The sequence below is a fragment of the Variovorax sp. Soil_C_39 genome (genome assembly GCF_057656815.1).
The window spans coordinates 490,378-513,644 of sequence record NZ_JBDGJQ010000005.1 but is presented as its reverse complement, the minus strand read 5'-3'; the positions used below and the strand labels follow the sequence as shown (position 1 = coordinate 513,644).

The following is a 23,267-nucleotide window of genomic DNA, read 5'->3' as shown; positions in this document are numbered from 1 at the left end:
GCCGTGGTCGACGTGACCGATCGTGCCCACGTTCACGTGCGGCTTGGTGCGGGTGAATTTACCTTTTGCCATTTTTCAATCCTTGAAAGAGCATTCCCGTGTATTGGTTTTATGTCTGCATCCGATTGCTGGTTCGCCCCGCACGGGAACAGGGCGGCACCGGATCGCAGACAAGTTGGGGACAGAGCAAATTTGCTGCGCAAATCGTCTGTCCCGCAAAGACATTACTTAGCGCGGGCAGCCACGATGGCTTCGGCCACGTTGCGCGGAGCTTCAGCGTAGTGCTTGAACTCCATCGTGTACGTGGCGCGGCCTTGCGACATCGAGCGCAGCGTGGTCGAGTAGCCGAACATTTCCGACAGCGGCACTTCGGCCTTGATGGACTTGCCGCCACCGATCATGTCGTCCATGCCCTGCACCATGCCGCGGCGGGACGACAGGTCGCCCATCACGTTGCCAGCGTAGTCTTCAGGCGTTTCGACTTCCACGGCCATCATTGGCTCCAGGATCACGGGGCTGGCCTTGCGGGCGCCTTCCTTGAAACCGAAGATCGCGGCCATCTTGAACGCCATTTCGTTCGAGTCCACATCGTGGTACGAACCGAAGTGCAGCGTGACCTTGACGTCGACGACGGGGTAGCCCGCCAGCACGCCTTGCGTCAGCGCTTCGACAACGCCCTTTTCCACCGCGGGGATGTATTCGCGAGGAACGACACCACCCTTGATGGCATCGACGAACTCGAAGCCCTTGCCGGCTTCCTGGGGTTCGAGCTTGAGCACCACGTGGCCGTACTGGCCCTTGCCGCCCGACTGGCGAACGAACTTGCCTTCGGCTTCTTCGACGGTCTTGCGGATCGTTTCGCGGTAGGCAACCTGGGGCTTGCCCACATTGGCGTCCACGCCGAATTCGCGCTTCATGCGGTCCACGATGATTTCAAGGTGGAGTTCGCCCATGCCGGCGATGATGGTCTGGCCCGATTCTTCGTCGGTCTTGACGCGGAACGAAGGATCTTCCTGGGCGAGACGCTGCAGGGCGATGCCCATCTTTTCCTGGTCGGCCTTGGTCTTGGGCTCGACGGCCTGCGAGATCACCGATTCCGGGAACACCATGCGCTCGAGCGTCACGATGGCCGTCGGGTCGCACAGGGTTTCGCCCGTCGTGACTTCCTTCAGGCCCACGCAGGCGGCAATGTCGCCGGCGCGGATTTCGCTGACTTCTTCGCGGTTGTTGGCATGCATCTGCACGATACGGCCGATACGTTCCTTCTTGCCGCGCACCGGGTTGTAGACGCTGTCGCCCTTGCTCAGCACGCCCGAGTAGACGCGCACGAAGGTCAGCTGGCCCACGAACGGGTCGGTCATCAGCTTGAATGCGAGAGCCGAGAACTTCTCGCCGTCGTCAGCCTTGCGGACCACGGGGGCTTCGTCTTCGTCCAGGCCGTTGACCGGGGGAATGTCGGTCGGCGCGGGCATGTATTCGACGACGGCGTCGAGCATGGCCTGCACGCCCTTGTTCTTGAAGGCCGAGCCGCACAGCATCGGCTGGATTTCGCCGGCGATGGTGCGCTTGCGAATGGCAGCCTTGATCTCTTCCTCGGTCAGCTCATTGCCTTCGAGGTACTTGTTCATCAGCTCTTCGCTGGCTTCGGCAGCCGCTTCGACGAGCTTTTCGCGGTATTCGTTGCAGACGGCGGTCAGGTTCGCCGGGATCTCGCCGTAGGTGAACGTGATGCCCTTGTCTTCGTCCCAGATGATCGCCTTCATCTTCACGAGGTCGACGATGCCCTGGAAGTGCTCTTCGGCACCGATCGGGATCTGGATCACGACGGGGTTGGCCTTCAGGCGGTCCACCATCATCTGGCGCACGCGCAGAAAGTCGGCGCCAGTGCGGTCCATCTTGTTGACGAACGCGAGGCGCGGAACCTTGTACTTGTTGGCTTGGCGCCAGACGGTTTCCGACTGGGGCTGCACGCCGCCGACGGCGTCGTACACCATCACGGCGCCGTCCAGCACGCGCATCGAGCGCTCGACTTCAATGGTGAAGTCCACGTGGCCGGGGGTGTCGATGATGTTGATGCGGTGTTCTTCGAACTTGCCAGCCATGCCCTTCCAGAAGCAGGTGGTGGCAGCGGACGTGATCGTGATGCCGCGCTCTTGCTCTTGCTCCATCCAGTCCATCGTGGCGGCGCCGTCGTGCACTTCACCGATCTTGTGGTTCACACCGGTGTAGAACAGGATGCGTTCGGTCGTCGTGGTCTTGCCAGCGTCGATGTGCGCGGAGATGCCGATGTTGCGGTAGCGCTCGATGGGGGTCTTGCGGGACATGATTTACTTTCGGGTTGAAATGCGTTGAGCGCTGGGCCCCGAGCTCGGGCACAACGCCCGACACTCGACACCCAACGCCCAAGCGAAGTTTGATTTTTAGAAGCGGAAGTGGCTGAACGCCCGATTGGCTTCTGCCATGCGGTGCACTTCGTCGCGCTTCTTCATGGCACCGCCACGGCCTTCCGTGGCTTCCATCAGCTCGTTGGCCAGGCGCAAGGCCATCGACTTTTCACCACGCTTGCGGGCGGCTTCCTTGATCCAGCGCATCGACAGCGCCAGGCGACGCACCGGGCGCACTTCGACCGGCACCTGGTAGTTGGCACCTCCGACGCGGCGCGACTTCACTTCGACCATCGGCTTCACGTTGTTGATGGCAACGGTGAACGCCTCGACCGGGTCCTTGTCGGGGTTCTTCTTCTCGATGAAGTCGAGTGCACCGTAGATGATGCGCTCGGCAACAGCCTTCTTGCCGCCTTCCATGATCACGTTCATGAATTTGGACAGCTCGACATTGCCGTACTTGGGATCCGGCAGGATTTCACGTTTGGGGACTTCGCGACGACGTGGCATTTTTCTAACCTCTTTGCTTCAGTTGGCATCGTTTCCGACACCGCGAGAGCCATTCCGGACTCTCACTTACTCGACCCGATCCTGGGTCACTACGTCCGATTGGCCCGCCAAGGCCACCGAACACCGCTTGATTGTTTCTGACGACAGGAAGGCTTAGGCCTTCTTGGGACGCTTCGCGCCGTACTTGGAACGCGACTGCTTGCGGTCTTTCACGCCTTGCAGGTCGAGCGAGCCGCGCACGATGTGGTAGCGAACACCGGGCAGGTCCTTGACACGACCGCCGCGGACGAGCACGACGCTGTGTTCCTGGAGGTTGTGGCCTTCGCCGCCGATGTAGGAAATGACTTCGAAGCCATTGGTCAGGCGGACCTTGGCGACCTTGCGGAGTGCCGAGTTCGGCTTCTTTGGCGTCGTGGTGTAGACGCGGGTGCAGACACCGCGGCGTTGCGGCGAGTTCTGCATGGCAGGGCTCTTCGAATTGATCTTCTCGACCGTTCGACCCTGACGCACCAGTTGATTGATGGTTGGCATGAATGAATTAGTCCCAAAACAACCCGGCTCTGGCTCTGAAACCGCCCTGCGCTTGTCGTGACGCAAGACAGGGAAGCCGGGAATAACGAAAACGTGAAACCCTTCGGAAAATTCCGAAAAGCCCACGAGTATAGCAGGCAGGCCTGAAACGGCAAAGTCAACGCCCGAAGGCCCGGGCAGCGGCTCGCGCTGCCCGGCGGACCGGTGCCGCCTTCCTACTTGATCCAGAGCCGCACGGCGTCCCAGGCACGGCCGAACACGCCCGCCTGCTCGACGCCTTCGAGCACCACCAGCGGCACTTCCGCGACCGGCTGGTCGCCCAGCGCCACCTTGAGCGTGCCGACCGGCTGGTATTTGGTGAACGGCGCCACGAGCGGATCGGGGCGCGCCACCTGCGTCTTGATCTTGCTCGCGGTACCCGCCGGCACCGCCACCACGATCGGCTCCGGCCGGCCGAGTTTGAGGGTGTTCGCCTTGCCCTTCCAGACGGCCGGCGTGGCGGCCGGCTGGCCGGCCTCGACCAGGCGGACGGCGTCGTAGGCCGTGTAGCCCCAGTTCAGCAGCTTCTGCGATTCGTTCGCGCGCACGGTTTCACCCGATGTGCCCAGCACGATGGACAGGAGCCTGCGCCCGCCTGTCAGGTTGGGAAAGTCGCGCTTGGCGGTGGCGATCATGCAGTAGCCCGCCGCACTGGTGTAGCCGGTCTTCAAGCCGTCGACCGTCGGATCGCGGAACAGAAGCAGGTTGCGATTGGTGTCGTTGGTCGAGGGCGTGCCCGGATAGCGGTACTTCTTGATCGCGTAGTACTTGGCTTCTTCGGGGAAGTCGCGGACCAGCCGGGTGGCCAGGATGCTGAGGTCGCGCGCCGTGGTGGTATGGCCGGGCTCGGTCAGGCCCTCGGGGTTCTTGTAGGCGGTGTTCTTCATGCCGAGCGCCTTGGCTTGGGCATTCATCATCTCGACGAAGTGCTCCACGGTTCCGCCGACGCCCTCGGCCAGCGCGACGGTGGCGTCGTTGCCCGACTGCACGATGACACCCTTGATCAGGTCCTCGACCGGCACCTGCATCTTCGGATCGATGAACATGCGCGAGCCCGGCATCTTCCAGGCCCGCTCGCTGACCGGAAGGGTCTGGGTCAGCGTGATCTTCTTGGCGCGCAGCGCATCGAACACGACGTACGCGGTCATCAACTTGGTGAGCGAAGCCGGCTCGACCGGGCTGTCGATGTCCTTCTGCGCGAGGATCTGGTTGGCGGTGACGTCGAGCAGCAGGTAGCTGCGCGCGGCAATTTCGGGCGGTGCCGGCACCTGGGCGGCAGCGGCCATGCCGACCGATGCGGCAGCGACGAAGAAGAGCGCACGGAACGCGTCAAGAAAACGATTCATGGAAGAGAAATTGGGAAGAAGACGAAGACAAGCCCGCGGGGCTTTCAGGCGGCGCCCGCACGGAGATGGCGGACGACGAGGCTTTTGAGCAACGGCAATTGTCCGTGAAAGAAATGGCCGCCCCCGGGGACAACCGTGACGGGAAGTGACTGCGGCCGCGCCCAGTCCATGACGGCCGCGAGCGGCACCGTGTCGTCGGCTTCGCCATGGATCACCAGCGTGCGCTCGTGCGCCTCGGCCGGCAGCGTCGCCACCGCGAAGCGCGCCGCGGCCGTGCCGACCAGCACGAGCTGGCGGATCTCGCGCGCGGACCAGAGCTTCTCGGCCGCGCGGCTCGCGACGAAGGCGCCGAACGAGAAGCCGGCGATGGCCAGCGGCCCCTCGGGTGCCAGCTGCGCGATGACCTGCTGCATGTCCTCGCACTCGCCGCGGCCTTCGTCGTGCACGCCCTCGCTCGCACCGACGCCGCGGAAGTTGAAGCGCAAGGCCGTCCAGCCGCAGGCAACGAATGCGCGCGCCAGCGTCTGCACCACCTTGTTGTCCATGGTGCCGCCGAACAGCGGATGCGGATGGGCGATCACCGCGATGCCGCGCGTGGCGCCATCGGGCGGCACGTCGCGCTGCACCTCGATGACGCCGGCGGCGCCTTGAAGGCGGAGTTTTTCGGTCTGTGAATTCATGGTGCAGGAAATGTGGCTGCCGGGCGGCGACCGCCTCGGTGCCCGGTACGAGCGCGAGACCTCGACAAAGTTCAGCGCCCGACGTCCGGCGGCAGCACGAGCCGCTCGACCACCTTGCCGTTCTTCAGGTGCGAATCGACGATCTCGTCGATGTCTTCGGCATCGACGAAGGTGTACCAGACCGCCTCGGGGTACACCACCGCCACGGGCCCGCCCGCGCAGCGGTCGAGGCAGCCGGCCTTGTTGACACGCACCTTGCCCACCCCGGCAAGCCCCGCTTCCTTGACCTTGGCCTTGCAGCGGTCGAAGCCCGACTGCGCGTTGTGCAGCGCGCAGCTGTCCTCGCCGTTCTTGCGTTCGTTGAGGCAGAAGAAGATGTGGCGCTCGTAGTAGCCCCGCGGCGCGTCGGGAGTGGAACTGGGCATCGGTGGATTTTAGTGACGCATTGTCAGGCGGCCGGTTTCGACCGGCGCGACAGGGTCACCACCACGTAAGCCAGCACCGCGAACGGCCACAGCCAGCCCAGCCATTGCGCCAGCCCATGGAAGCGGATGAAGCGCCCCTGCTCCCAGGTGGCGAGCGTCTGCGCGAAGTACGCGCTCTCGGGCGCCTGGTTGAGCAGGCTCAGCTGCACGACCAGGCTCACGAGCAGCAGTGCCGCGCAGAGCCGGCGGGGCGCTGCGAGCAGCAGCACGCCGGCCACCAGTGCCGCCGCGATGCCGACCTGTACCGGCAGGCCGAGCCAGGCCCATGCATGCGCAGGGCCGTAGCTCAGGGCCGCCGACAGCGCCGAAGCGCCGATACCCGCGAGCAGCGTCAGCGGCAGCAGCACGGCACGCCGCGCCACCGAGCGCGCGACCAGGAAGGCCAAGAGGCACGGCACCAGCGCGCCGAGCATCACGCAGAGCAGCTCGACGGCGGGCACCAGCGGCTCGAGTTCGAACTGGCGCAGCGGCATCCAGTCGATGAACGGCGTGTCGAGCAGCCACTCTGCGATCGCGACCTCGACCCGCTCGAACACCTGGCCCAGCCCGAAGGTCACCGAGGCCGGAAACAGCAGCGCTGGCGGCCACAGCGCGAGCAACACCAGCGCGCCGCGGGCCTCGTCGACGAACCACTGCGAACGCGTCCGGCTCCAGTGCGCCACCCCGCCGACGCGCTCCAGCGCCGCGGCCAACAGCGCCCCCGCCAGTGCGCCCGCGGTGTTGAGGCCCAGGTCCACATTCGACGGGATCCGCGCCGGCAGATAGCTCTGCAACATTTCCATCGCGAACGAGACCACCGCCCCGGCCAGCGCCGCCAGCAGAACCGCACGCCAGACGCTCGCCGCGGGCCGTGTGCGCAGCACCGCGAGCGCCCACAGGAAGCCGAAAGGCACGTAGCCGACCACATTGACCGCGAAGTCGAAGCCGGTCCAGTACTTGGGCCACGGCGCCCACAGGTACTCCCAGGGCGCAATACCCTGATCGCGCCAGTCCGCGAACGGGTACAGGCTCGCGTACGCGATCAGCGCCGCATAGGCCAGCGCCAGCGGCAGCGCAGCGGACTTGTGCGGCTTCTCCACCTTGGCGACCGGCTCAGAAGGGCTTGACCACCACCAGCACCACGATCCCGAGCAGCAGCAGCACCGGCAGTTCGTTGAACCAGCGGTACCACCGGTCGCTGCGCCGGTCGCCACCGGCCACGAAGCGCCGCAGCAGCACGCCGCAGCCGTGGTGATAGCCGATCACCGCGAGCACCAGCGCGAGCTTGGCATGCATCCAGCCGTTGCCGGGCCCGCGTCCGATGCCGTAGCCGAGCCAAAGCCAGAGGCCGAAAACGACGGCCGGCACGGCCAGAAAGGTAGTGAAGCGGAACAGCTTGCGCGCCATCAGGAGCAAGCGCTCACGTTCTGCAACCGACTCGGGCGGGACCATGGCCAGGTTGACGAAGATCCGCGGGAGGTAGAACAACCCCGCGAACCAACTGGCAATGAAGACGATGTGAAGCGATTTAACCCAGAGCATCCGGCCAGTTTAGTGGGATGACACGCGTTTTTCCGCGCGGCCACGGTTGACAAAATGACGGGCAAAAAAAAGCCCGACGTCTTCACGCCGGGCTGGGAAGCCCTTTTGCTGTCACACATCAAGGCACCCGCTCAGGGAGGAAAAGCGGGGAGCGGCAAGCCGCCCGCTCAGAATTTAACAAAGACACAACAAGGTTTCAAGCAATCGGTTGATTTCTTTCACATTTGAGAGCGAAAAATGAGAGCTTTTTAGCTAATCACGATCAAGGTTGTCCGACAACAGATCGCAGTCCACGCCGCCAGAACATGCATCAGGCACAATTTTCCGCCTATGACGTCATCCACCCCCTCCTTTGCCATGTACCCCGCCGGCCGGCCGCGCCGGCTGCGCCGCGACACCTTCACCCGGAACTTGGTGAGAGAGCACGCGTTGACGGCACATGACCTCATTTACCCGGTGTTCGTGCAGGAAGGTGAGAAGAAGCGCGATGCCGTGCCTTCCATGCCGGGCGTCGAACGCCTGAGCCTCGACCTGTTGCTGCCCGTGGCCGAGCAATGCGTCGCGGCTGGCATTCCGGCGATGGCGCTCTTTCCGGTGATCGATGCAAGCCTCAAGACGCCCGACGGCACGGAAGCGTTCAACCCCGACGGGCTGATCCCGCGCGTGGTCGCGGCGCTCAAGTCGCGCTTTCCCGAACTGGGCGTGATGACCGACGTGGCACTCGACCCCTACACCAGCCATGGCCAGGACGGCCTGCTCGACGAGACCGGGTACATCCTGAACGACGCGACCGTCGAAGTGCTCGTGAAGCAGGCGCTCTGCCAGTCGCAGGCCGGCGTCGACATCGTGGCACCGAGCGACATGATGGACGGCCGCATCGGCGCGATCCGGGGCGCACTCGAAGCCCGGGGCGACATCCACACCCGCATCATGGCCTACAGCGCCAAGTACGCGAGCGCCTTCTACGGCCCGTTTCGCGATGCGGTCGGTTCGGCCGCGACGCTCGGCAAGAGCAACAAGAAGGTCTACCAGATGGACCCGGGCAACAGCGACGAAGCACTGCGCGAAGTGGGGCTCGACATCGCGGAAGGCGCCGACATGGTGATGGTGAAGCCCGGCATGCCCTACCTCGACATCGTGCGCCGCGTGAAAGACGCGTTCCGCGTGCCCACCTTCGCCTACCAGGTGAGCGGTGAATACGCGATGCTGAAGGCCGCGGCCCAGAACGGCTGGCTCGACCACGACGCGGTGGTGCTCGAGAGCCTGCTCGCCTTCAAGCGCGCCGGCGCGGATGGCGTGCTCACCTACTTCGCCCTCGACGCCGCGCGCCTGCTGCAGCAGCAGCGCTGACCGCGTCGGTCCCGATGCGCATCTTCGAAATCAACGGCTCGCAGGTCAGCGAGCACCCGGCACTGGCGCCGCTGGCGGTGCCCGGCGCATGCGCGGCGACGGGCTACCTCTGGCTATCGCTCACACGCGACGAATTCCGCGCCTCGCTGGCCGAAGTGCAGCACATTCTGCAGACCCTCTGCCACGCACAGCTGGTCGACCTGCATGTGGCCGACCTGCTCAACGACCAGTTGCCGTCGCACTACGACTACACCTCGCAATACGACGTGCTGGTGTTCCGCCGCCTTGCCACGGGGCCCGGCGCGCAGGCAGCCGCCGGCAACGGGGGCGAGGCGCCGCTTCCCACCGCGCCCTCGCGCCGCGGCCCGCCCGCGCTGCGCCGGGTCGACACCCGCCCGGTGGGCTTCGCGCTGTTCGACCGCGTGCTGCTGTCGGTGCACCCCGAGGACGGTGCCGTGCGCGATGCCTTCGCCGCGCGCCTGCTCGCGGCCGCATCGCCCGACGACCAGGGCGCCCCGGCGCTCGACGTGCGCGCCATCTCGGCACGCGTGCCGACCAGCACCGCCGACCTGATGCTGCGCGTGATCAACCAGATCGTCGACCGCTACCTCGACATGCGCCGCGAACTCACGCGGCAGCTCGACCACTGGCAGACCGAACTGATCGATCCGCGCAGCCGCTTCACCAACTGGAGTGCGCTGATGGAGGCCCGGCAGTCGCTGCACCACCTCGACGAGATCTGCGAGGACCAGCGCGCCGCGATCCAGGACTGGATCGACTCGCTCGAGACACTGCCCACGCCCAAGGGCGAGGCCGAGAAGCGCGAGCGCGAGCTGATCATGGTGCGCAGCCGCGACGTGCTCGAGCACATCCAGCGCGTGGTCCACCACGTGCGCCGGCTCGAGCAGAACGCCGAGACCGCGGTACAGATGCATTTCAGCGTGCAGGGGCACCGCGCCAACGACATCATGCGGGTGCTCACGGCACTGACGGCCGTGTTTCTGCCGCTCAACCTCATCGCCGGGATCTTCGGCATGAACTTCGACTTCATTCCGCTCGTGCACAAGGCCGACGGATTCTGGATCGCGGTGCTCTCGATGCTCGTCATCGCCGCGGTGCTGATCCTCGTGTTCTGGCGCAAGCGCTATCTCGCGCGCACGCGCTGAAGCAAGGCAAAAAAAAGGGCTGCGCCTCGGCGCAGCCCTTTTGTCCTTCAGCCGCGCGCGAGGCGCGGCTTCGCCGGCCTTACTTGGCGACGGCGCCCGAGCCTTGCTGGGCCTGGACGCGGGCGTCCATCGGGTGGGGCATGGTCGAAACGACCTTGCTGTTGACGCGCGAGCCGCCCGTCACGTTCTGGTCAGGCGCGTGGGCCGCACGGATCGCTTCGGCTTCGACGAGCGCGCGGTCCTTCGACACAGCGACCGTTTCCGGGCCGCGCGAACCGCGGGTCACGTTCTGGTTCGGTGCCGAGGCGGCACGCACGGCTTCGGCGTTGACTTCGTCGCGGCTCTTGGTGGAGATGGCGGTGTTCACGCCTTCGTAGGTTTCGGCTTGGGCGCCGGTGGCGGCCAGAACGGCGATGGCAGCGGCGGCGAGGAGGTGCGAGGTCTTCATTTTTCAGTTCCTTGTGTTCGTTGGATGGTTCGTCCACCAGGCTCGCTGGTTCGCTCACCTGTGCGGCGAGTGTCCTGCTGAAATTCGTTAGCAAAACATGCGGAACAGAGACACCGTGTTTCCTCTATTGAAACAATGACGAACCGCGGCGTGGCCCGGCGCAAGGACCGGCCGCTGGCGCATCCCGCCGCCAAAACCCTGGAAAATCGCGTCACCCCGCGGGCCGCGCGGAAAAGAACAAGGGCGCTTCGACATGGACAGTCTCGATCTGATCAAAACCTTCAGGGAGGTCGCTTCGCAGGGCAGCTTCTCGCAGGCGGCCAAGAAGCTGTCGATGTCCAAGGCCACGGTGAGCAAGTACGTGGCCGAACTCGAGACCCGCTTCGGCGTGCGCCTGCTCAACCGGTCCACGCGGTCGGTGAGCCTGACCGACGCCGGGCAGTTGCTGCTCGAGCGCAGCACGCCGGTGCTCGAGATGGTCGAGTTGACCCAGGCCGAACTGCAGGAGCGCGCGCGGCAGCCCGGCGGCCGGCTGCGGATTTCGGCGCCGCACGGCATGGGCAACGGCGAGTTCCCGAGCCTTCTGGCCGACTTCATGCGCTACTACCCCGACGTGAGCATCAGCCTGCAATTGACCAACCGCACGGTCGACCTCGCGGAGGAAGGCATCGACGTCGACATCCGCAGCGGCCCGGTGGAAGACGCCAACCTCATCGTGCGCAAGCTGATGCTGATGGAGATGGTGGTCTGCGCCTCTCCGGCCTACTGGAAGAAGCACGGCAAGCCGGCGCATCCGGGCGAACTCGCCAATCACGACGCGCTCACGCATTCGCTGCTCGGCACGCAGCCGGTCTGGCGCTTCGACGACGGTGGCGCGCCGCTCGACGTGGCTGTGAGGAGCCGCATGGACTGCACCGAGGGCGCGCCGCTGATCCAGGTTGCGATGCGCGGCTTCGGCGTGATCTACCTGCCGTCGCTCCTGGTCCAGTCGCACATCGACGAAGGCGAACTGGTGCCCGTGCTGCAGGACCATGCGCGCAAGGACATGTGGCTCTCGGCCGCCTACCTGCAGCGGCGCCACAACAGCGCCGCGCTGCGTGCGCTGCTCGACTTCCTGCAGACGCGCGTCGGCAAGGGCGCCGCGGCCCGCAAGAGCAAGCCTTGATCAGCCCACGTGCTGGCCGAAGAACGCCAGCGTGCGCGAACGCGCGAGCTTGGCCGATTCGGCGTCGTATGCACCGCGCTGGTCGCAGTTGAAGCCGTGGTCCGCCTCGTAGACGTGCACCTCCACGTCGGGGTGTGCCTTGCCGAACGCCTCGACGCTGTCGATCGGGATCCAGTGGTCGCGCTTGCCGAAGTGCGCGAGCACCGGCACCTTCGGCTGGCGCGCGCTTTCGTCGGGCGAGGTCATGCCGCCGCCGTAGTAAGGCACGGCCGCGGCCAGGCCCGGGATCAGGCTCGCGGCGCGCCAGGTCAGCAGGCCGCCCCAGCAGTAGCCGACGATGCCCACCTTGCCGGCCTTGGCCGCATAGGCCACGGCGGCCTCCACGTCCTGCAGCACACCGGGTGCCGGCAGCGCCTCGACCGCGGCCTTGAGCGCCGAGCCGGCTTTCATGTCGTCGGGCCCGTAGCCGATGTCGACACCGGGCTGCACGCGGTGGAAGGTCGATGGCGCCACAGCGAGGTAGCCCTCGGCCGCGTAGCCGTCGGCGACCGAGCGGATGTGCGAATTGACGCCGAAGATCTCCTGCAGCACGACGATCGCGCCGCGCGGCGTGCCCGCGGGTTCGGCCACGTAGGCCGGAAAGGCGAAGCCGTCCTTGGCGGTGAGATCGATGAATTGGCCCATGGTTGTCATGCTCCTGATGGCAAGTGGATGAAGAAGACGGCGGGCGCCGGCGCCGCGGTCACGGGCGCAGCGCGCGCTCGACGAAATCGAGCCGGTCCTGGCCCCAGAAGATCTCGCCGTCGATCACATAGCTCGGTGCGCCGAACACCTGAATGTCGATGGCTTCCTGCGTGTAGGCCTCGTAACGCTCCTGCACGGTCTGGCTCTGCGACTGTTCCGAGCGCTTGGGCGGCAGACCGCATTCGGCGATCAGCGCCTCGAGCACCTTCGGGTCGCCGATGTTGCGCTCCTGCACCCACACCGCCGCGAACACCGCTGCGCACATGCGCATGGCGGCCTCGGTGCCGTCATGCAGGTCGGCCGCGATGATGACCCGTGCCGCGTCGTCGCTCGCCACCGGGAAGAACTTGGGCTTGGGGTTGAGCGGCAGCCCGAGGTGCCGCGAGAACCGCGCCAGTTCGACCAGGCGGTAGGCCTGTCGCTGCGGGGCGCGCTTGCCGAGCGGCAGCCCGCCCGAGATCGGAAAGACGCTGCCCAGGTCCACCGGCCGCACCCGCACGGTGGCGCCGGCGGCCGAAGCGATGGCGGCAAAGCGCGCGTGGCCCAGGTAGGTCCAGGGACTCTGCGGCGCAAAGTAATAGTCGACTGTACGGCTCATGCGCTCGCCCTCGGTGATGTAATCCAAGCCAACCGTTTTAACTGACGCGCAGTTTCTGTGCAGGAGGTCGGATTTGGAGCAAGTACTCTTGGTCACCGGTGGCGGCCGCGGCATCGGCGCCGCCACCGCGCTGCTCGCGGCACGGCGCGGTTATGCGGTGGCAGTCAACTACGCGCACAACTCGCTCGCCGCCGACGAAGTGGTGCGCACGGTCCGCGCGGGCGGCGGCACCGCCATCGCCGTGCAGGCCGACGTGGGCGACGAGGCACAGGTGCTCGCGATGTTCGAGAAGATCGATGCCCGCCTCGGCCGCCTCACGGCGCTGGTCAACAACGCCGGCGTGGTCGACATGCGGGCCCGCGTCGACGAAATGAGCGTGGCGCGCCTCGAACGCATGTTCCGCATCAACGTGATCGGCAGCTTCGTCTGCGCACGCGAGGCGGTGCGGCGCATGAGCACGCGCCACGGCGGCGCGGGCGGCGCCATCGTCAACGTCTCGAGCGGCGCGGCGCGGCTCGGCTCGCCCGGCCAGTACGTCGACTATGCGGCGAGCAAGGGCGCGATCGACACCTTCACGATCGGCCTCGCGAAGGAAGTGGCGGCCGAGGGCATTCGCGTCAACGCGGTGCGCCCCGGCCTGATCGACACCGACATCCACGCCTCGGGCGGCATGCCCGAACGCGCCGCCGAACTCGCGCCGACCGTGCCGATGCAGCGCACCGGCAGCGCCGAGGAAATTGCCAACGCCATCGTCTGGCTGCTGTCGCCCGAAGCCAGCTACACGACCATGGCGCTGCTCGACGTGACCGGGGGAAGGTAGGCATGAGCACATCGATGGACCTGATCAAGCCGCTGGTCACGCTGGTGGCCATCGTCAACCCGCTGGCCATCGTGCCCTTCTTCATCCACTACACGCAGGGCTACTCCGATGCGCAGCGCCGCCACACGGTGCGCATGTCGGCCTTCAGCGCCTTCGTGGTGATCGCGGTGAGCGCACTGCTCGGGCTGCAGCTGCTGTCGTTCTTCGGCATCTCGATCGCGAGCTTCCAGGTCGGCGGCGGCCTGCTGCTGCTCATGAGCTCGCTGTCGATGCTCAATGCGAAGCCGGCCGAGAGCAAGACCAACGTGGAGGAGTTGCGGGCCACCGAGGTCAAGGCCTCGATGGGCGCATCGATCGCGGTCGTGCCGCTCACGATTCCGCTGCTCACCGGGCCCGCCACGATCTCGACGGTGGTGATCTACGCCGACAAGGCGCAGCGCCTGTGGGAGCTCGCGCTGCTCGTGGGCTACGGCGTGGTGGTGGCGCTCGCGACCGCGCTGGCCTTCTCGCTCGCGCAACCGATCGCTCGCGTGCTCGGCAAGACCGGCATCAACATCATGACCCGGCTCATGGGCCTGATCCTCGCGGCGCTCGCGGTCGAGGTGATGGCGGACGGGCTCGGCAAGCTGTTTCCCATCCTCCAGCGCGCGGCCTGATTCAGGCCAGCATCTTTTCGACGATGCGCCAGTGCGCCGGCTCCACCGGCGTGATCGACAGCCGGTTGCCCTTGCGCAGCACCACCATGTCGGCGAGTTCGAGCTTCGCGCGCAACTCGGGCAGCGACAGCAGACGCGTCTTGCGCACGGCCTGCACGTCGACCAGCAGCCAGCGCGGTGCGTCGGGCTTCGAGGCCGCGTCGTAGTACGGCGACTTCGGATCGAACTGCGTGGGATCGGGCTTGACGCCCGAGGCCACGCGCGCAAGGCCTGCGATGCCGGGCTCGGGGCAGCTCGAGTGATAGAACAGCACGCCGTCGCCGACCTGCATGCCATCGCGCATGAAGTTGCGTGCCTGGTAATTGCGCACGCCGGTCCACGCGACGGTGGCATCGGGCGCGGCGAGCGCATCGTCGATCGACACCTCGTCGGGCTCGGATTTCATCAGCCAGTAGTTGGGCATGGCGCCACCTCAGGAGCTCGGGTTGCCGGATTCGAATGCGCGTCGCAGTTCCGCGCAGCACAGCGCGACGGCGGTGTTCGCCTCGTCGAGCACCTTGCCCATGGTGATGAAGCCATGGATCTGGCGCTCGAAGCAGACGTACGCCGCGCGGTTGCCGGCCGCGGTGAGCGCCTCGGCATAGGCCATGCCTTCGTCGCGCAGCGGATCGAAGCCGGCGGTGAGCACCAGCGCCGGCGGCAGGCGCGACAGGTCGGGGTGCAGCAGCGGCGACGCGCGCCAGTCGGTGTCGTGCCGGGCGTCGTCGATGTAGTGGTCGTGGTAGTAGCGCATCGAATCGGTCGTGAGCAGGTAGCCCTGCCCGTTCGCCTGGTGCGACGGATGGCCGCGGCGCATGTCGGTGGCCGGGTAGACCAGCAGCTGGAATGCAAGCGGCAGGTCGCCGGCATCGCGCGCGGCGATCGCCACCACCGCCGCGAGGTTGCCGCCCGCGCTGTCGCCGCCGATCGCAAGGCGGGCGGCATCGAGACCGAGCGAGGCCGCCTGGCCGTGCACCCAGCGCGTGGCCGCGATGGCGTCGTCCACGGCGGCCGGAAAGCGGTGCTCGGGCCCGAGGCGATAGTCGACCGACAGCACCGCGCAGCCTGCGCCGTTCGCCAGCGAGCGGCACAGCACGTCGTGCGTGTCCAGGTCGCCGATGACCCAGCCGCCGCCATGCAGGTACACCAGCGCCGGCAGCGCCGCGTCGGCAGCGGCACCGAGCGGGCGGTAGAGCCGCATCGGGATCGCGCCATGCGGCCCCTGGGCCGCGAGCGCGCGGACCTCGGCGACCGGCGGCGGTGCCGGCTGCGTGGCGGCACGGCGCTCGAGATAGACGGCCCGCGCCTCGGCGGGCGAGAGCGTGTGCGTCGGCGGAACGCCGCGCGCCGCGATCAAATCGAGCAGCGCGCGGGCCTGGGGATGCAGCATGGCAAGCTCCGATCGGGCAGCGGTTGTTGTTCAGGCCTTGCGCGGCTTCACGCGCGAGGCGGCTTCCTTGGCGTTGGCGCGTGCCGTCTGCACGTCGGCCGCGTGCGCCAGCGCCACGCCCATGCGGCGCTTCGCGAAGCTCTCGGGCTTGCCGAACAGCCGCACATCGCTGCCGGGCACCTGCAGCGCCTCGGCCACGCCGTCGAACGCGATGCCCGCGGCATCGACGCCGCCATAGATCACCGCGCTCGCGCCCGGGCTCTTGAGCGTGGTGTCGACCGGAAGTCCGAGGATCGCGCGCGCATGCAGCTCGAATTCGTTCTGCCACTGGGTGGCCATGGTGACCATGCCGGTGTCGTGCGGACGCGGGCTCACCTCGCTGAACCAGACTTCGTCGCCCTTCACGAACAGCTCGACACCGAACAGGCCCTGGCCGCCCAGGTCGGCCGTGACGGCCTGGGCGATCTGCTGTGCCTTCCGCAGCGCGGCTGGCGCCATCGGATGCGGCTGCCAGCTCTCGACGTAGTCGCCGCTGACCTGCACATGGCCGATCGGTTCGCAGAACTGCGTCTGCACCGCGCCGGCCGCGTCCTTGGCGCGCACGGTGAGCAGCGTGATCTCGTAGTCGAAGTCGATGAAGCCCTCGACGATCACGCGGCCATGGCTGACGCGGCCGCCGGCCATGGCGTAGTCCCAGGCCTTCTTCACGTCGGCCGGGCCGTCGATCTTGCTCTGGCCCTTGCCCGAGCTGCTCATCACGGGCTTCACGATGCAGGGATAACCGATGCCCTCGTCGATCGCGGCCTGCAGTTCGGGCAGGGAGTCGCAGAACCTGTAGGGGCTGGTCGGCACCCCCAGCGTCTCGGCGGCAAGGCGGCGGATGCCTTCGCGGTCCATCGTGAGGCGCGCGGCGCGCGCCGTGGGAATCACGCGCACCACGCCCGCGTCCTCGAGCTGCTGCAGCATCGGCGTGGCGATGGCTTCGATCTCGGGCACCACGAGATGTGGTTTTTCGGCCTCGATCAGCGCCTTGAGCTGATCGGGGTCGCTCATCGTGATGGTGCGCGCATGGTGCGCCACCTGGTGGCCCGGCGCGTTCTCGTAGCGGTCGACGGCGATGGTCTCGACGCCGAGGCGCTGCAGGGCGATCAGCACCTCCTTGCCGAGCTCGCCCGAGCCGAGCAGCATCACGCGGGTGGCGGAAGGGGAAAGAGGGGTGCCGAGGGTGGTCATGGGCGGTTCGAAGAGGGACAAAAAAGCGAAGAAAAAGAGACGACCGCCGCACTGTAAGCCACCCGCGCCGGCCGTGTCACACGCGGCAACGGCTCCGCCGGGGTGCTGCTTCACAATGGAAGGCTCGGCGCGGCCGCAGTCGCGCACCCCCCTTTTCTCTCTGTTTTTCGTCTTTCCTGAAGGAGTTCTCTCATGGCTATCCAGACTGTCGGCATCATCGGCGCCGGAACGATGGGCAACGGCATCGCGCAGGCCTGCGCCGTGTCGGGCGTCAACGTGGTGATGGTCGACATCGCCCAGGCGGCGGTCGACAAGGGCCTGGCCACGATCTCGGGCAGCCTCGACCGGCTGATCAAGAAGGAAAAGCTCACGGCCGGGCAGAAGGCGACCGCGCTCGCGCTGGTGAAGGGCTCGACGAACTACGAAGACCTGAAGGGCGCGCAGCTCGTGATCGAGGCCGCCACCGAGAACCACGCGCTCAAGCTCAAGATCCTCCAGCAGGTCGACCAGATGCTGGCGCCCGAGGTGATCATCGCGTCGAACACCTCGTCGATCTCGATCACGCAGCTCGCGGCCGCCACCTCGCGCGCCGACCGCTTCATCGGCATGCACTTCTTCAACCCGGTGCCGATGATGGCGCTGGTGGAGCTGATCCGCGGCTACCTCACGAGCGACGCCACGCACGACGCGGTCAAGGCGCTCGCCGAGCGCCTCGGCAAGTCGCCGATCACGGTGAAGAACGCGCCGGGCTTCGTGGTCAACCGCATCCTGGTGCCGATGATCAACGAGGCCTTCTTTGTGCTGTCCGAAGGCATCGCGACCGCCGAAGACATCGACGCCGGCATGAAGCTCGGCTGCAACCAGCCCATCGGGCCGCTCGCGCTGGCCGACATGATCGGCCTCGACGTCTGCCTGGCCGTGATGGAGGTCTACCTCGAACAGTTCGGCGATTCGAAATACCGCCCCTGCCCGCTGTTGAAGGAAATGGTGGCCGCGGGCCAGCTGGGCCGCAAGACCGGTCGCGGCGTCTACACGTACTGAGCGAACACGGAGGCACCGCACCATGACCATCGCTCCCACCACCCCGCCCGCCGAAGGCTGCATCGACACCCAGGTGATCGGCCACGTGCTGCTGATCGGCATCAACCGTCCCGCCAAGCGCAATGGCTGGACGCCGCCGATGTTCCGGCAGCTGGCCGAGGCCTACACCCGGCTCGACGACGACCCCGAACTGCGCGTGGGCGTGCTGCATGCGTTCGGCGACCATTTCACGGCCGGCCTCGACCTGCCGGCGGTCACCGAATACATGAAGCGCGGCGAGAAGGCGATTCCGCAGGGCCTGGTCGAGCCGCACGATTTCGGGCTCGCGGGCTACCGCCGCCGCACCAAGCCGATGGTGGTCGCGGTCAAGGGCATCTGCTTCACGGTCGGCATCGAGCTGATGCTCGGCGCCGACATCGTGGTGGCGGCCGACAACTGCCGCTTCTCGCAGATGGAAGTGCAGCGCGGCATCATGGCCACCGGCGGCGCCACGCTGCGCATGGCCGAGCGCGCGGGCCTGGGCAATGCGATGCTGCACCTGCTCACGGCCGACGAGTTCGACAGCGCCGAAGCCTATCGCCTCCACTTCGTGCAGAAGGTGGTGCCCGCGGGACAGGAACTCGATGCGGCGCTGGCGATCGCCGAGCGCATTGCTGCGCAGGCACCGCTCGCGGTGGTCGCGACGCGGCTAAATGCGATCAAGGCGGTCGAGCAGGGGCCCCTCGCGGCCGTGGCGGAATTCATTGAGACGCAGAAGCGCCTGTCCAACAGCGAGGATGCGGCCGAAGGCGTGCGCTCCTTCGTTGAGCGCCGGCCCGCGCGCTTCAGCGGCCGCTGAGGTCCGGCGCGGTCAGGCGCTGCTGTCGCGCTCGCGCGCGATGACCAGCAGCCCGTCCATGATGAGGCTGTCGACGAGTTCGAAATGCCCGTTCATCGCGGGCGCCATCTTCCAGCCCGCGCCACCCGTCATGTAGCAGGCGGGCTCGGCGCCGCAGTGCGAGCGCACATGCTGCACCATGCGTTCGACGGCGCCGGCGATCGCATAGGTGCCGCCACTGGTCAGCGCGTCGCTGGTGTTGGTGGGGAACTCGCGCACTTCGCCGGTCGGCACGTGCAGGCCGGCGGTGCCCGACTCGAGCGCGCGCAGCATGATGCCGTGGCCCGGCAGGATCAACCCGCCCAGGAACCTGCCGCTCGCGTCCACCGCCTCGACCGTGACCGCGGTGCCGATCAGCACCACCACCATCGGCCGGGCCGGCCCCGCGGCCAGCGTGCGGTGGCGCGCGCCGATCATCGCCACCCAGCGATCGGCGCCGAGCCGGGTCGGATGGTCGTAGCCGTTGACGATGCCGGCCTCGGCCGCGCTCGCGACCACCCAGCGCGGCACGCAGTCGAAAAAACGTTCGGTTACCTGCTCCTCGGCGCGGCGGCGCACCGCATCGCCGGCCACCACGCAGCCGAGCATCGCGCCCGGCGCGGGCAGTTCGGCCCAGGGGCCGTCGGCCAGCCGCTCGATGTGGTCGAGGAACTCGGCGCCATGTGCGAGCAGTGCAGCGCCCGGAAGCGCGGCATCGTAGAGCGCCCATTTCAGGCGGGTGTTGCCGATGTCGATCGCGAGGAAAGGGGAGGCCATGCGCGGCATTATTGCGACTTTGTTGTTAGTCCAGCTGGCCTGACAGTCCCATACGCGGCACGGGCCTACTCGCGGCTGCCACGTTTCACCGGTACATTCGCGATTCCATCCAACCAGGCCGCAAGGAGAAAATCATGGGTTTGCTGAGTTTCATCAAGGAAGCCGGGGAAAAGCTGTTCGGAGGATCGTCGGCACATGCCGCCGCACCCGAGGGCCCCGACGCCAACCAGGCCGCCGCTGCCGCCATCAAGACCTACATCGAGACGCAGAACCTCGGCCTCAGCGAACTCGCAGTGACCTACACCGCGAGCAGCGGCGTGGTCACCCTTGCAGGCAAGGCGCCTTCGCAGGAAGCCAGCGAGAAGGCCGCGCTCGCCGCGGGCAACGTGGCCAACGTCACGAGCGTCGAGAACAACCTCGCCGCGCCGCCCGCCCCGCCGGCCCAGTACCACGACGTGGTCAAGGGCGACACGCTCTCGGCCATCTCGAAGAAGTACTACGGCGATGCCAACAAGTACAACCAGATCTTCGAGGCCAACAAGCCGATGCTGAGCCATCCCGACAAGATCTATCCGGGCCAGAAGCTGCGCATTCCGCCGCTCGCCTGAGCTTCTCTCAGTTGCTTCTCCCACGAAGGCCCGCGGCATGCCGTGGGCCTTCTTGTTTTCGCCGCGAGTTCGAGCTGCATACCCTTGGCAGCACTTGCCGATCGTCGCTTTTTTAGCAACAATCGTCGCCTGATGAGCAACGATTCCTCCCTCATGGACCTTCTGTTCCCCGCAGCGCGGCAGCGCGCGCTGGCGGTGCTGCTGCTGCAGCCTGGGTCGACCTTTCATCTGCGGCAACTTGCGCGCATGACCGGCAGCCATGCGGGCACGCTCGCGCGCGAGGTGGACAAGCTGGTGCGCACCGGCCTGCTGCTGCGCAGCGAGCAGGGCAACCAGGTTCGCTACAACGCCAACACGCGCCATCCTCTGTTCGACGATCTGGCGGCGCTGTTTCGCAAGACGCACGGGGTGGTACCCGCCGTGCGCGAAGCGCTGGCGCCGCTCGATGCGCAAATCCAGTTGGCGCTGGTGTTCGGCTCGGTGGCGCGCGGCACGCCTTCGCCGGGCAGCGACGTGGACCTGCTGGTGTTGGGCAGCGTAAATTTCATGACGCTGGCCCAGGCGGTGTTTCCGCTGCACGCAGCGCTAGGCCGCGAAGTGAACACGGTGCTCTACACGCCCGAGGAGTTTGCGCAACGCGCGCGCAGTGGCGATGCATTTGCGCGCGACATACTCGCCAAGCCACAGTTGTTTGTGAAGGGAGGAGCCGATGAGCTTGCAAAACTTGCTGGTGATCGGGCGGTTGCAGGCCCACCAGCCTGACGGCGCGGGCATCGCCAGCTGCTTCAGGCGGCGCGGCGGAACCTGGCCGACGCGCATGTTGCGCAGGTCAGCACCGACAACCGATTCGATGCGGCCTACAAATGCATCATGCAATGCGCGATGCTGGGCCTGTGGGCCAACGGCTACCGCACGTCCACGAGCCAGCCGGGTCACCACCAGACGGCCATTCAGAGCCTGGGAGCAGGCCGCGCAATTGCTGGCCGGAGCCGAAGACTGGCTCCATGCCCACCGCCCCGCGCTCCTGCCTCGACCATGAGCGCTCGGTGGGCGCAGAGACAAGCCCGTCGGCCTCATCGCGCTCGCGAGTTCAGTTCTGCCGCCACGGCAGCCCGCGCATGCGCCAGCCGCCCAGATGCCCGCGATGTCCGTTCTCGTCGGGATTGCCCTCGAATCCCTCGAGGATGTTGTAGGCCTCCAGCCCCAGTTCGGTAGCGCGCTTCGCAGCGGCGACCGAGCGCACGCCGCTGCGGCACAGAAGCACGAGCCGCTTGCCGCCCTCGGCCGCGGCGCGCACGCCGTCCTCGAACCCCGGGTTCATCGCCATACCCGGCCATTGCTTCCAGGCCACCGGCATCGCGCCGGGGACGAAGCCGACCCATTCGCGCTCGGCGTCGCTGCGCACGTCGACCATCACGGCCTCGCCGCTCGCCATCCATTGCGCCGCCTGCGCGGGCGTGACGTCGCCCGCATAGCCCTCGGCGGGCTTCGCCGCGCGCTTTTCCCCATTCGGTTCACTCATTTCTGCATCCTTTCGTTCGGCAGGGGTTACCCGCAGCGTGGTCCCCTCAATTGCTCACCCGTTCGTGAAAACCCTGTTTGTCTCGCTTACATGTCACACAAAAGATGGGGGTCTGGATTTTCCAGAACGAATCTACATGGAGACAACCACATGACAGACAGCAAATCGCCTCGCCGCCGCAATCTTCTCAAGGGCGCGGCCGTGGCCGCGGGCGCGATGTCGGCGCCGATGGTCAGCATGGCGCAGACCACCTCGCTGCGTTTCCAGAGCACCTGGCCCGCGAAGGACATCTTCCACGAATATGCGCAGGACTTCGCCAAGAAGGTCAACGACATGGCCGGCAACCGGCTGAAGATCGAGGTCCTGCCTGCCGGCTCGGTGGTGCCCGCGTTCCAATTGCTCGACGCGGTGGCCAAGGGCACGCTCGACGGCGGCCATGGCGTGGTCGCCTACTGGTACGGCAAGAACTCGGCGCTCGCGCTCTGGGGATCGGGACCGACCTATGGCATGGACGCCAACATGATCCTGGCCTGGCACAACTACGGCGGCGGCAAGGCGCTGATCGATGAGATCTACAAGAGCCTGAACCTCGACGTGGTGTCGTACCTGTACGGCCCCATGCCAACACAGCCGCTCGGCTGGTTCAAGAAGCCAGTGGCGCGCGCCGAGGACATGAAGGGTCTGAAGTTCCGCACCGTCGGCCTGGCGGTGGATGTGTTCACCGACATGGGCACCGCCGTCAACCCGCTGCCGGGCGGCGAGATCGTGCCGGCGCTCGACCGCGGCCTGATCGATGCGGCCGAGTTCAACAACGCCTCGAGCGACCGCGTGCTGGGCTTTCCCGACGTGGCGAAGAACTGCATGCTGCAAAGCTTCCACCAGTCGGGCGAGCAGTTCGAGATCCTGTTCAACAAGGGCAAGCTCGCGGCGCTGCCGGCCGAGCTCAAGTCGATGATCGACTACGCGGTGCAGGCGGCGAGCGCCGACATGAGCTGGAAGGCCATCCAGCGCAATTCGCAGGACTACATCGAACTCAAGAAGGCCGGCGTCAAGTTCTACAAGACGCCCGATGCCATCCTGCGCGCGCAGCTCGCCTCGTGGGACAAGACCATCGCCAAGAAGGCCGAGGAGAACCCGATGTTCAAGAAGGTGCTCGACTCGCAGAAAGCCTTCGCGGAACGCGCCGGCCAGTGGCAGAACGACTACACGGTCGATTTCAAGATGGCCTACAACCACTACTTCGGCGCCAAGGCGAAAAAATCCTGAACGCGATCCGTCGTTGACCCCGAGGGCACCGCACGGTGCCCTCCCTGTTTCATGCACATCCATGCTGCGCCGGCCGCAGCCAGGAGTTCTTC

The 23,267-nt window shown here is 66.6% G+C and carries 27 protein-coding genes and 1 pseudogene; 11 read left to right on the top strand and 17 right to left on the bottom strand.

Annotation, left to right across the window (positions count from 1 at the left end):
* The 9 genes and pseudogenes from AC3A6J_RS16755 to AC3A6J_RS16715 form a co-directional block, all read right to left on the bottom strand.
* A pseudogene (locus tag AC3A6J_RS16755) lies at positions 1-72 on the bottom strand (GTP-binding protein); the annotation flags it as partial.
* A 152-nt stretch (positions 73-224) separates the two neighbouring features.
* A complete protein-coding gene (gene fusA, locus AC3A6J_RS16750; RefSeq protein ID WP_487861085.1) occupies positions 225-2,324 on the bottom strand; it encodes an elongation factor G in 2,100 nt (699 codons plus the stop codon).
* A gap of 96 nt (positions 2,325-2,420) precedes the next feature.
* The gene (gene rpsG, locus AC3A6J_RS16745; RefSeq protein WP_435512657.1) at positions 2,421-2,894 is read right to left on the bottom strand and encodes a 30S ribosomal protein S7; all 474 of its coding nucleotides are present in this window, start codon (positions 2,892-2,894) and stop codon (positions 2,421-2,423) included.
* A 153-nt stretch (positions 2,895-3,047) separates the two neighbouring features.
* Entirely contained in the window at positions 3,048-3,425 is a 378-nt protein-coding gene (gene rpsL / locus AC3A6J_RS16740; RefSeq protein ID WP_013543948.1) for a 30S ribosomal protein S12, read from the bottom strand.
* Between the two features lie 215 nt (positions 3,426-3,640).
* Complete coding sequence (locus AC3A6J_RS16735; protein WP_487861084.1) at positions 3,641-4,810, bottom strand: D-alanyl-D-alanine carboxypeptidase family protein; 1,170 nt, start codon at positions 4,808-4,810, stop codon at positions 3,641-3,643.
* 44 nt (positions 4,811-4,854) lie between these two features.
* Entirely contained in the window at positions 4,855-5,490 is a 636-nt protein-coding gene (locus AC3A6J_RS16730; protein WP_487861083.1) for an alpha/beta hydrolase, read from the bottom strand.
* Positions 5,491-5,561: 71 nt separating this feature from the next.
* Entirely contained in the window at positions 5,562-5,915 is a 354-nt protein-coding gene (locus AC3A6J_RS16725; RefSeq protein WP_487861082.1) for a (2Fe-2S) ferredoxin domain-containing protein, read from the bottom strand.
* Between the two features lie 23 nt (positions 5,916-5,938).
* Positions 5,939-7,054 carry a VanZ family protein gene (locus AC3A6J_RS16720; protein WP_487861081.1) on the bottom strand — a complete coding sequence of 372 codons (1,116 nt, stop codon included), beginning with the start codon at positions 7,052-7,054 and terminating at the stop codon, positions 5,939-5,941.
* Positions 7,055-7,067: 13 nt separating this feature from the next.
* A complete protein-coding gene (locus tag AC3A6J_RS16715) occupies positions 7,068-7,496 on the bottom strand; it encodes a CopD family protein (RefSeq protein ID WP_487861080.1) in 429 nt (142 codons plus the stop codon).
* A 54-nt stretch (positions 7,497-7,550) separates the two neighbouring features.
* Here AC3A6J_RS16715 and AC3A6J_RS16710 point away from each other — a divergent pair, with 54 nt between their 5' ends.
* The 3 genes from AC3A6J_RS16710 to AC3A6J_RS16700 all read left to right on the top strand — a co-directional run bounded on the left by AC3A6J_RS16710 (position 7,551) and on the right by AC3A6J_RS16700 (position 10,012).
* Positions 7,551-7,724 carry a hypothetical protein gene (locus AC3A6J_RS16710; RefSeq protein WP_487861079.1) on the top strand — a complete coding sequence of 58 codons (174 nt, stop codon included), beginning with the start codon at positions 7,551-7,553 and terminating at the stop codon, positions 7,722-7,724.
* 129 nt (positions 7,725-7,853) lie between these two features.
* Entirely contained in the window at positions 7,854-8,846 is a 993-nt protein-coding gene (gene hemB, locus AC3A6J_RS16705) for a porphobilinogen synthase (RefSeq protein WP_487861098.1), read from the top strand.
* A 14-nt stretch (positions 8,847-8,860) separates the two neighbouring features.
* On the top strand, positions 8,861-10,012 hold the full coding sequence (locus AC3A6J_RS16700; protein ID WP_487861078.1) for a magnesium transporter CorA family protein: 1,152 nt from the start codon (positions 8,861-8,863) through the stop codon (positions 10,010-10,012).
* 79 nt (positions 10,013-10,091) lie between these two features.
* Here AC3A6J_RS16700 and AC3A6J_RS16695 read toward each other — a convergent pair whose 3' ends face one another.
* Positions 10,092-10,460, bottom strand: coding sequence for a DUF4148 domain-containing protein (locus tag AC3A6J_RS16695; RefSeq protein ID WP_487861077.1), 369 nt, complete (start codon positions 10,458-10,460; stop codon positions 10,092-10,094).
* A 253-nt stretch (positions 10,461-10,713) separates the two neighbouring features.
* Here AC3A6J_RS16695 and AC3A6J_RS16690 point away from each other — a divergent pair, with 253 nt between their 5' ends.
* The gene (locus tag AC3A6J_RS16690; protein ID WP_487861076.1) at positions 10,714-11,625 is read left to right on the top strand and encodes a LysR family transcriptional regulator; all 912 of its coding nucleotides are present in this window, start codon (positions 10,714-10,716) and stop codon (positions 11,623-11,625) included.
* On the opposite strand, the gene AC3A6J_RS16685 is transcribed toward AC3A6J_RS16690, so the two are convergent.
* On the bottom strand, positions 11,626-12,309 hold the full coding sequence (locus AC3A6J_RS16685; protein ID WP_487861075.1) for a dienelactone hydrolase family protein: 684 nt from the start codon (positions 12,307-12,309) through the stop codon (positions 11,626-11,628).
* Between the two features lie 58 nt (positions 12,310-12,367).
* Positions 12,368-12,967 carry a DsbA family protein gene (locus AC3A6J_RS16680; RefSeq protein WP_487861074.1) on the bottom strand — a complete coding sequence of 200 codons (600 nt, stop codon included), beginning with the start codon at positions 12,965-12,967 and terminating at the stop codon, positions 12,368-12,370.
* 73 nt (positions 12,968-13,040) lie between these two features.
* Here AC3A6J_RS16680 and AC3A6J_RS16675 point away from each other — a divergent pair, with 73 nt between their 5' ends.
* Positions 13,041-13,787, top strand: coding sequence for an SDR family oxidoreductase (locus tag AC3A6J_RS16675; RefSeq protein WP_487861073.1), 747 nt, complete (start codon positions 13,041-13,043; stop codon positions 13,785-13,787).
* Positions 13,788-13,789: 2 nt separating this feature from the next.
* A complete protein-coding gene (locus AC3A6J_RS16670; RefSeq protein ID WP_487861072.1) occupies positions 13,790-14,443 on the top strand; it encodes a MarC family protein in 654 nt (217 codons plus the stop codon).
* A gap of 1 nt (position 14,444) precedes the next feature.
* On the opposite strand, the gene AC3A6J_RS16665 is transcribed toward AC3A6J_RS16670, so the two are convergent.
* The 3 genes from AC3A6J_RS16665 to purT are packed head-to-tail and all read right to left on the bottom strand — an operon-like array spanning position 14,445 to position 17,105.
* Complete coding sequence (locus AC3A6J_RS16665) at positions 14,445-14,906, bottom strand: EVE domain-containing protein (protein ID WP_487861071.1); 462 nt, start codon at positions 14,904-14,906, stop codon at positions 14,445-14,447.
* 9 nt (positions 14,907-14,915) lie between these two features.
* Positions 14,916-15,872 carry an alpha/beta hydrolase gene (locus AC3A6J_RS16660; protein WP_487861070.1) on the bottom strand — a complete coding sequence of 319 codons (957 nt, stop codon included), beginning with the start codon at positions 15,870-15,872 and terminating at the stop codon, positions 14,916-14,918.
* A gap of 30 nt (positions 15,873-15,902) precedes the next feature.
* Complete coding sequence (purT, locus tag AC3A6J_RS16655; RefSeq protein WP_487861069.1) at positions 15,903-17,105, bottom strand: formate-dependent phosphoribosylglycinamide formyltransferase; 1,203 nt, start codon at positions 17,103-17,105, stop codon at positions 15,903-15,905.
* Between the two features lie 192 nt (positions 17,106-17,297).
* On the opposite strand from purT, the gene AC3A6J_RS16650 reads away from it, so the two are divergent.
* Both AC3A6J_RS16650 and AC3A6J_RS16645 read left to right on the top strand, forming a co-directional pair.
* On the top strand, positions 17,298-18,146 hold the full coding sequence (locus AC3A6J_RS16650) for a 3-hydroxybutyryl-CoA dehydrogenase (RefSeq protein ID WP_487861068.1): 849 nt from the start codon (positions 17,298-17,300) through the stop codon (positions 18,144-18,146).
* Positions 18,147-18,168: 22 nt separating this feature from the next.
* Complete coding sequence (locus tag AC3A6J_RS16645) at positions 18,169-18,984, top strand: crotonase/enoyl-CoA hydratase family protein (RefSeq protein WP_487861067.1); 816 nt, start codon at positions 18,169-18,171, stop codon at positions 18,982-18,984.
* A gap of 12 nt (positions 18,985-18,996) precedes the next feature.
* Here the strand turns inward: AC3A6J_RS16645 and AC3A6J_RS16640 are convergent, their stop codons facing one another.
* Positions 18,997-19,779 (bottom strand): type III pantothenate kinase, encoded by a 783-nt coding sequence (locus tag AC3A6J_RS16640; protein WP_487861066.1) that lies wholly within the window; start codon positions 19,777-19,779, stop codon positions 18,997-18,999.
* A gap of 134 nt (positions 19,780-19,913) precedes the next feature.
* On the opposite strand from AC3A6J_RS16640, the gene lysM reads away from it, so the two are divergent.
* Entirely contained in the window at positions 19,914-20,387 is a 474-nt protein-coding gene (lysM, locus tag AC3A6J_RS16635; protein WP_487861065.1) for a peptidoglycan-binding protein LysM, read from the top strand.
* 84 nt (positions 20,388-20,471) lie between these two features.
* Positions 20,472-21,149 (top strand): nucleotidyltransferase domain-containing protein, encoded by a 678-nt coding sequence (locus tag AC3A6J_RS16630; RefSeq protein WP_487861064.1) that lies wholly within the window; start codon positions 20,472-20,474, stop codon positions 21,147-21,149.
* A gap of 328 nt (positions 21,150-21,477) precedes the next feature.
* Here the strand turns inward: AC3A6J_RS16630 and AC3A6J_RS16625 are convergent, their stop codons facing one another.
* Positions 21,478-21,909 (bottom strand): rhodanese-like domain-containing protein, encoded by a 432-nt coding sequence (locus AC3A6J_RS16625; RefSeq protein WP_487861063.1) that lies wholly within the window; start codon positions 21,907-21,909, stop codon positions 21,478-21,480.
* A gap of 150 nt (positions 21,910-22,059) precedes the next feature.
* Between AC3A6J_RS16625 and AC3A6J_RS16620 the strand changes: the two genes are divergently transcribed.
* On the top strand, positions 22,060-23,175 hold the full coding sequence (locus AC3A6J_RS16620) for a TRAP transporter substrate-binding protein (RefSeq protein ID WP_487861062.1): 1,116 nt from the start codon (positions 22,060-22,062) through the stop codon (positions 23,173-23,175).
* Positions 23,176-23,267: the final 92 nt, after the last annotated feature.

Excerpts from the sequence above, each read along its gene's own strand:
- hemB (WP_487861098.1), top strand. The coding sequence starts at position 7,854 with ATGTACCCCGCCGGCCGGCCGCGCCGGCTGCGCCGCGACACCTTCACC.
- AC3A6J_RS16730 (WP_487861083.1), bottom strand. The coding sequence starts at position 5,490 with ATGAATTCACAGACCGAAAAACTCCGCCTTCAAGGCGCCGCCGGCGTC.
- AC3A6J_RS16725 (WP_487861082.1), bottom strand. The coding sequence starts at position 5,915 with ATGCCCAGTTCCACTCCCGACGCGCCGCGGGGCTACTACGAGCGCCAC.
- AC3A6J_RS16695 (WP_487861077.1), bottom strand. The coding sequence starts at position 10,460 with ATGAAGACCTCGCACCTCCTCGCCGCCGCTGCCATCGCCGTTCTGGCC.
- AC3A6J_RS16620 (WP_487861062.1), top strand. The coding sequence starts at position 22,060 with ATGACAGACAGCAAATCGCCTCGCCGCCGCAATCTTCTCAAGGGCGCG.
- AC3A6J_RS16715 (WP_487861080.1), bottom strand. The coding sequence starts at position 7,496 with ATGCTCTGGGTTAAATCGCTTCACATCGTCTTCATTGCCAGTTGGTTC.
- AC3A6J_RS16625 (WP_487861063.1), bottom strand. The coding sequence starts at position 21,909 with ATGAGTGAACCGAATGGGGAAAAGCGCGCGGCGAAGCCCGCCGAGGGC.
- AC3A6J_RS16710 (WP_487861079.1), top strand. The coding sequence starts at position 7,551 with ATGACGGGCAAAAAAAAGCCCGACGTCTTCACGCCGGGCTGGGAAGCC.
- AC3A6J_RS16685 (WP_487861075.1), bottom strand. The coding sequence starts at position 12,309 with ATGGGCCAATTCATCGATCTCACCGCCAAGGACGGCTTCGCCTTTCCG.
- lysM (WP_487861065.1), top strand. The coding sequence starts at position 19,914 with ATGGGTTTGCTGAGTTTCATCAAGGAAGCCGGGGAAAAGCTGTTCGGA.
- rpsG (WP_435512657.1), bottom strand. The coding sequence starts at position 2,894 with ATGCCACGTCGTCGCGAAGTCCCCAAACGTGAAATCCTGCCGGATCCC.
- AC3A6J_RS16660 (WP_487861070.1), bottom strand. The coding sequence starts at position 15,872 with ATGCTGCATCCCCAGGCCCGCGCGCTGCTCGATTTGATCGCGGCGCGC.
- AC3A6J_RS16690 (WP_487861076.1), top strand. The coding sequence starts at position 10,714 with ATGGACAGTCTCGATCTGATCAAAACCTTCAGGGAGGTCGCTTCGCAG.
- rpsL (WP_013543948.1), bottom strand. The coding sequence starts at position 3,425 with ATGCCAACCATCAATCAACTGGTGCGTCAGGGTCGAACGGTCGAGAAG.
- AC3A6J_RS16680 (WP_487861074.1), bottom strand. The coding sequence starts at position 12,967 with ATGAGCCGTACAGTCGACTATTACTTTGCGCCGCAGAGTCCCTGGACC.
- AC3A6J_RS16670 (WP_487861072.1), top strand. The coding sequence starts at position 13,790 with ATGAGCACATCGATGGACCTGATCAAGCCGCTGGTCACGCTGGTGGCC.
- AC3A6J_RS16700 (WP_487861078.1), top strand. The coding sequence starts at position 8,861 with ATGCGCATCTTCGAAATCAACGGCTCGCAGGTCAGCGAGCACCCGGCA.
- AC3A6J_RS16640 (WP_487861066.1), bottom strand. The coding sequence starts at position 19,779 with ATGGCCTCCCCTTTCCTCGCGATCGACATCGGCAACACCCGCCTGAAA.
- AC3A6J_RS16650 (WP_487861068.1), top strand. The coding sequence starts at position 17,298 with ATGGCTATCCAGACTGTCGGCATCATCGGCGCCGGAACGATGGGCAAC.
- AC3A6J_RS16665 (WP_487861071.1), bottom strand. The coding sequence starts at position 14,906 with ATGCCCAACTACTGGCTGATGAAATCCGAGCCCGACGAGGTGTCGATC.
- AC3A6J_RS16645 (WP_487861067.1), top strand. The coding sequence starts at position 18,169 with ATGACCATCGCTCCCACCACCCCGCCCGCCGAAGGCTGCATCGACACC.
- fusA (WP_487861085.1), bottom strand. The coding sequence starts at position 2,324 with ATGTCCCGCAAGACCCCCATCGAGCGCTACCGCAACATCGGCATCTCC.
- AC3A6J_RS16735 (WP_487861084.1), bottom strand. The coding sequence starts at position 4,810 with ATGAATCGTTTTCTTGACGCGTTCCGTGCGCTCTTCTTCGTCGCTGCC.
- purT (WP_487861069.1), bottom strand. The coding sequence starts at position 17,105 with ATGACCACCCTCGGCACCCCTCTTTCCCCTTCCGCCACCCGCGTGATG.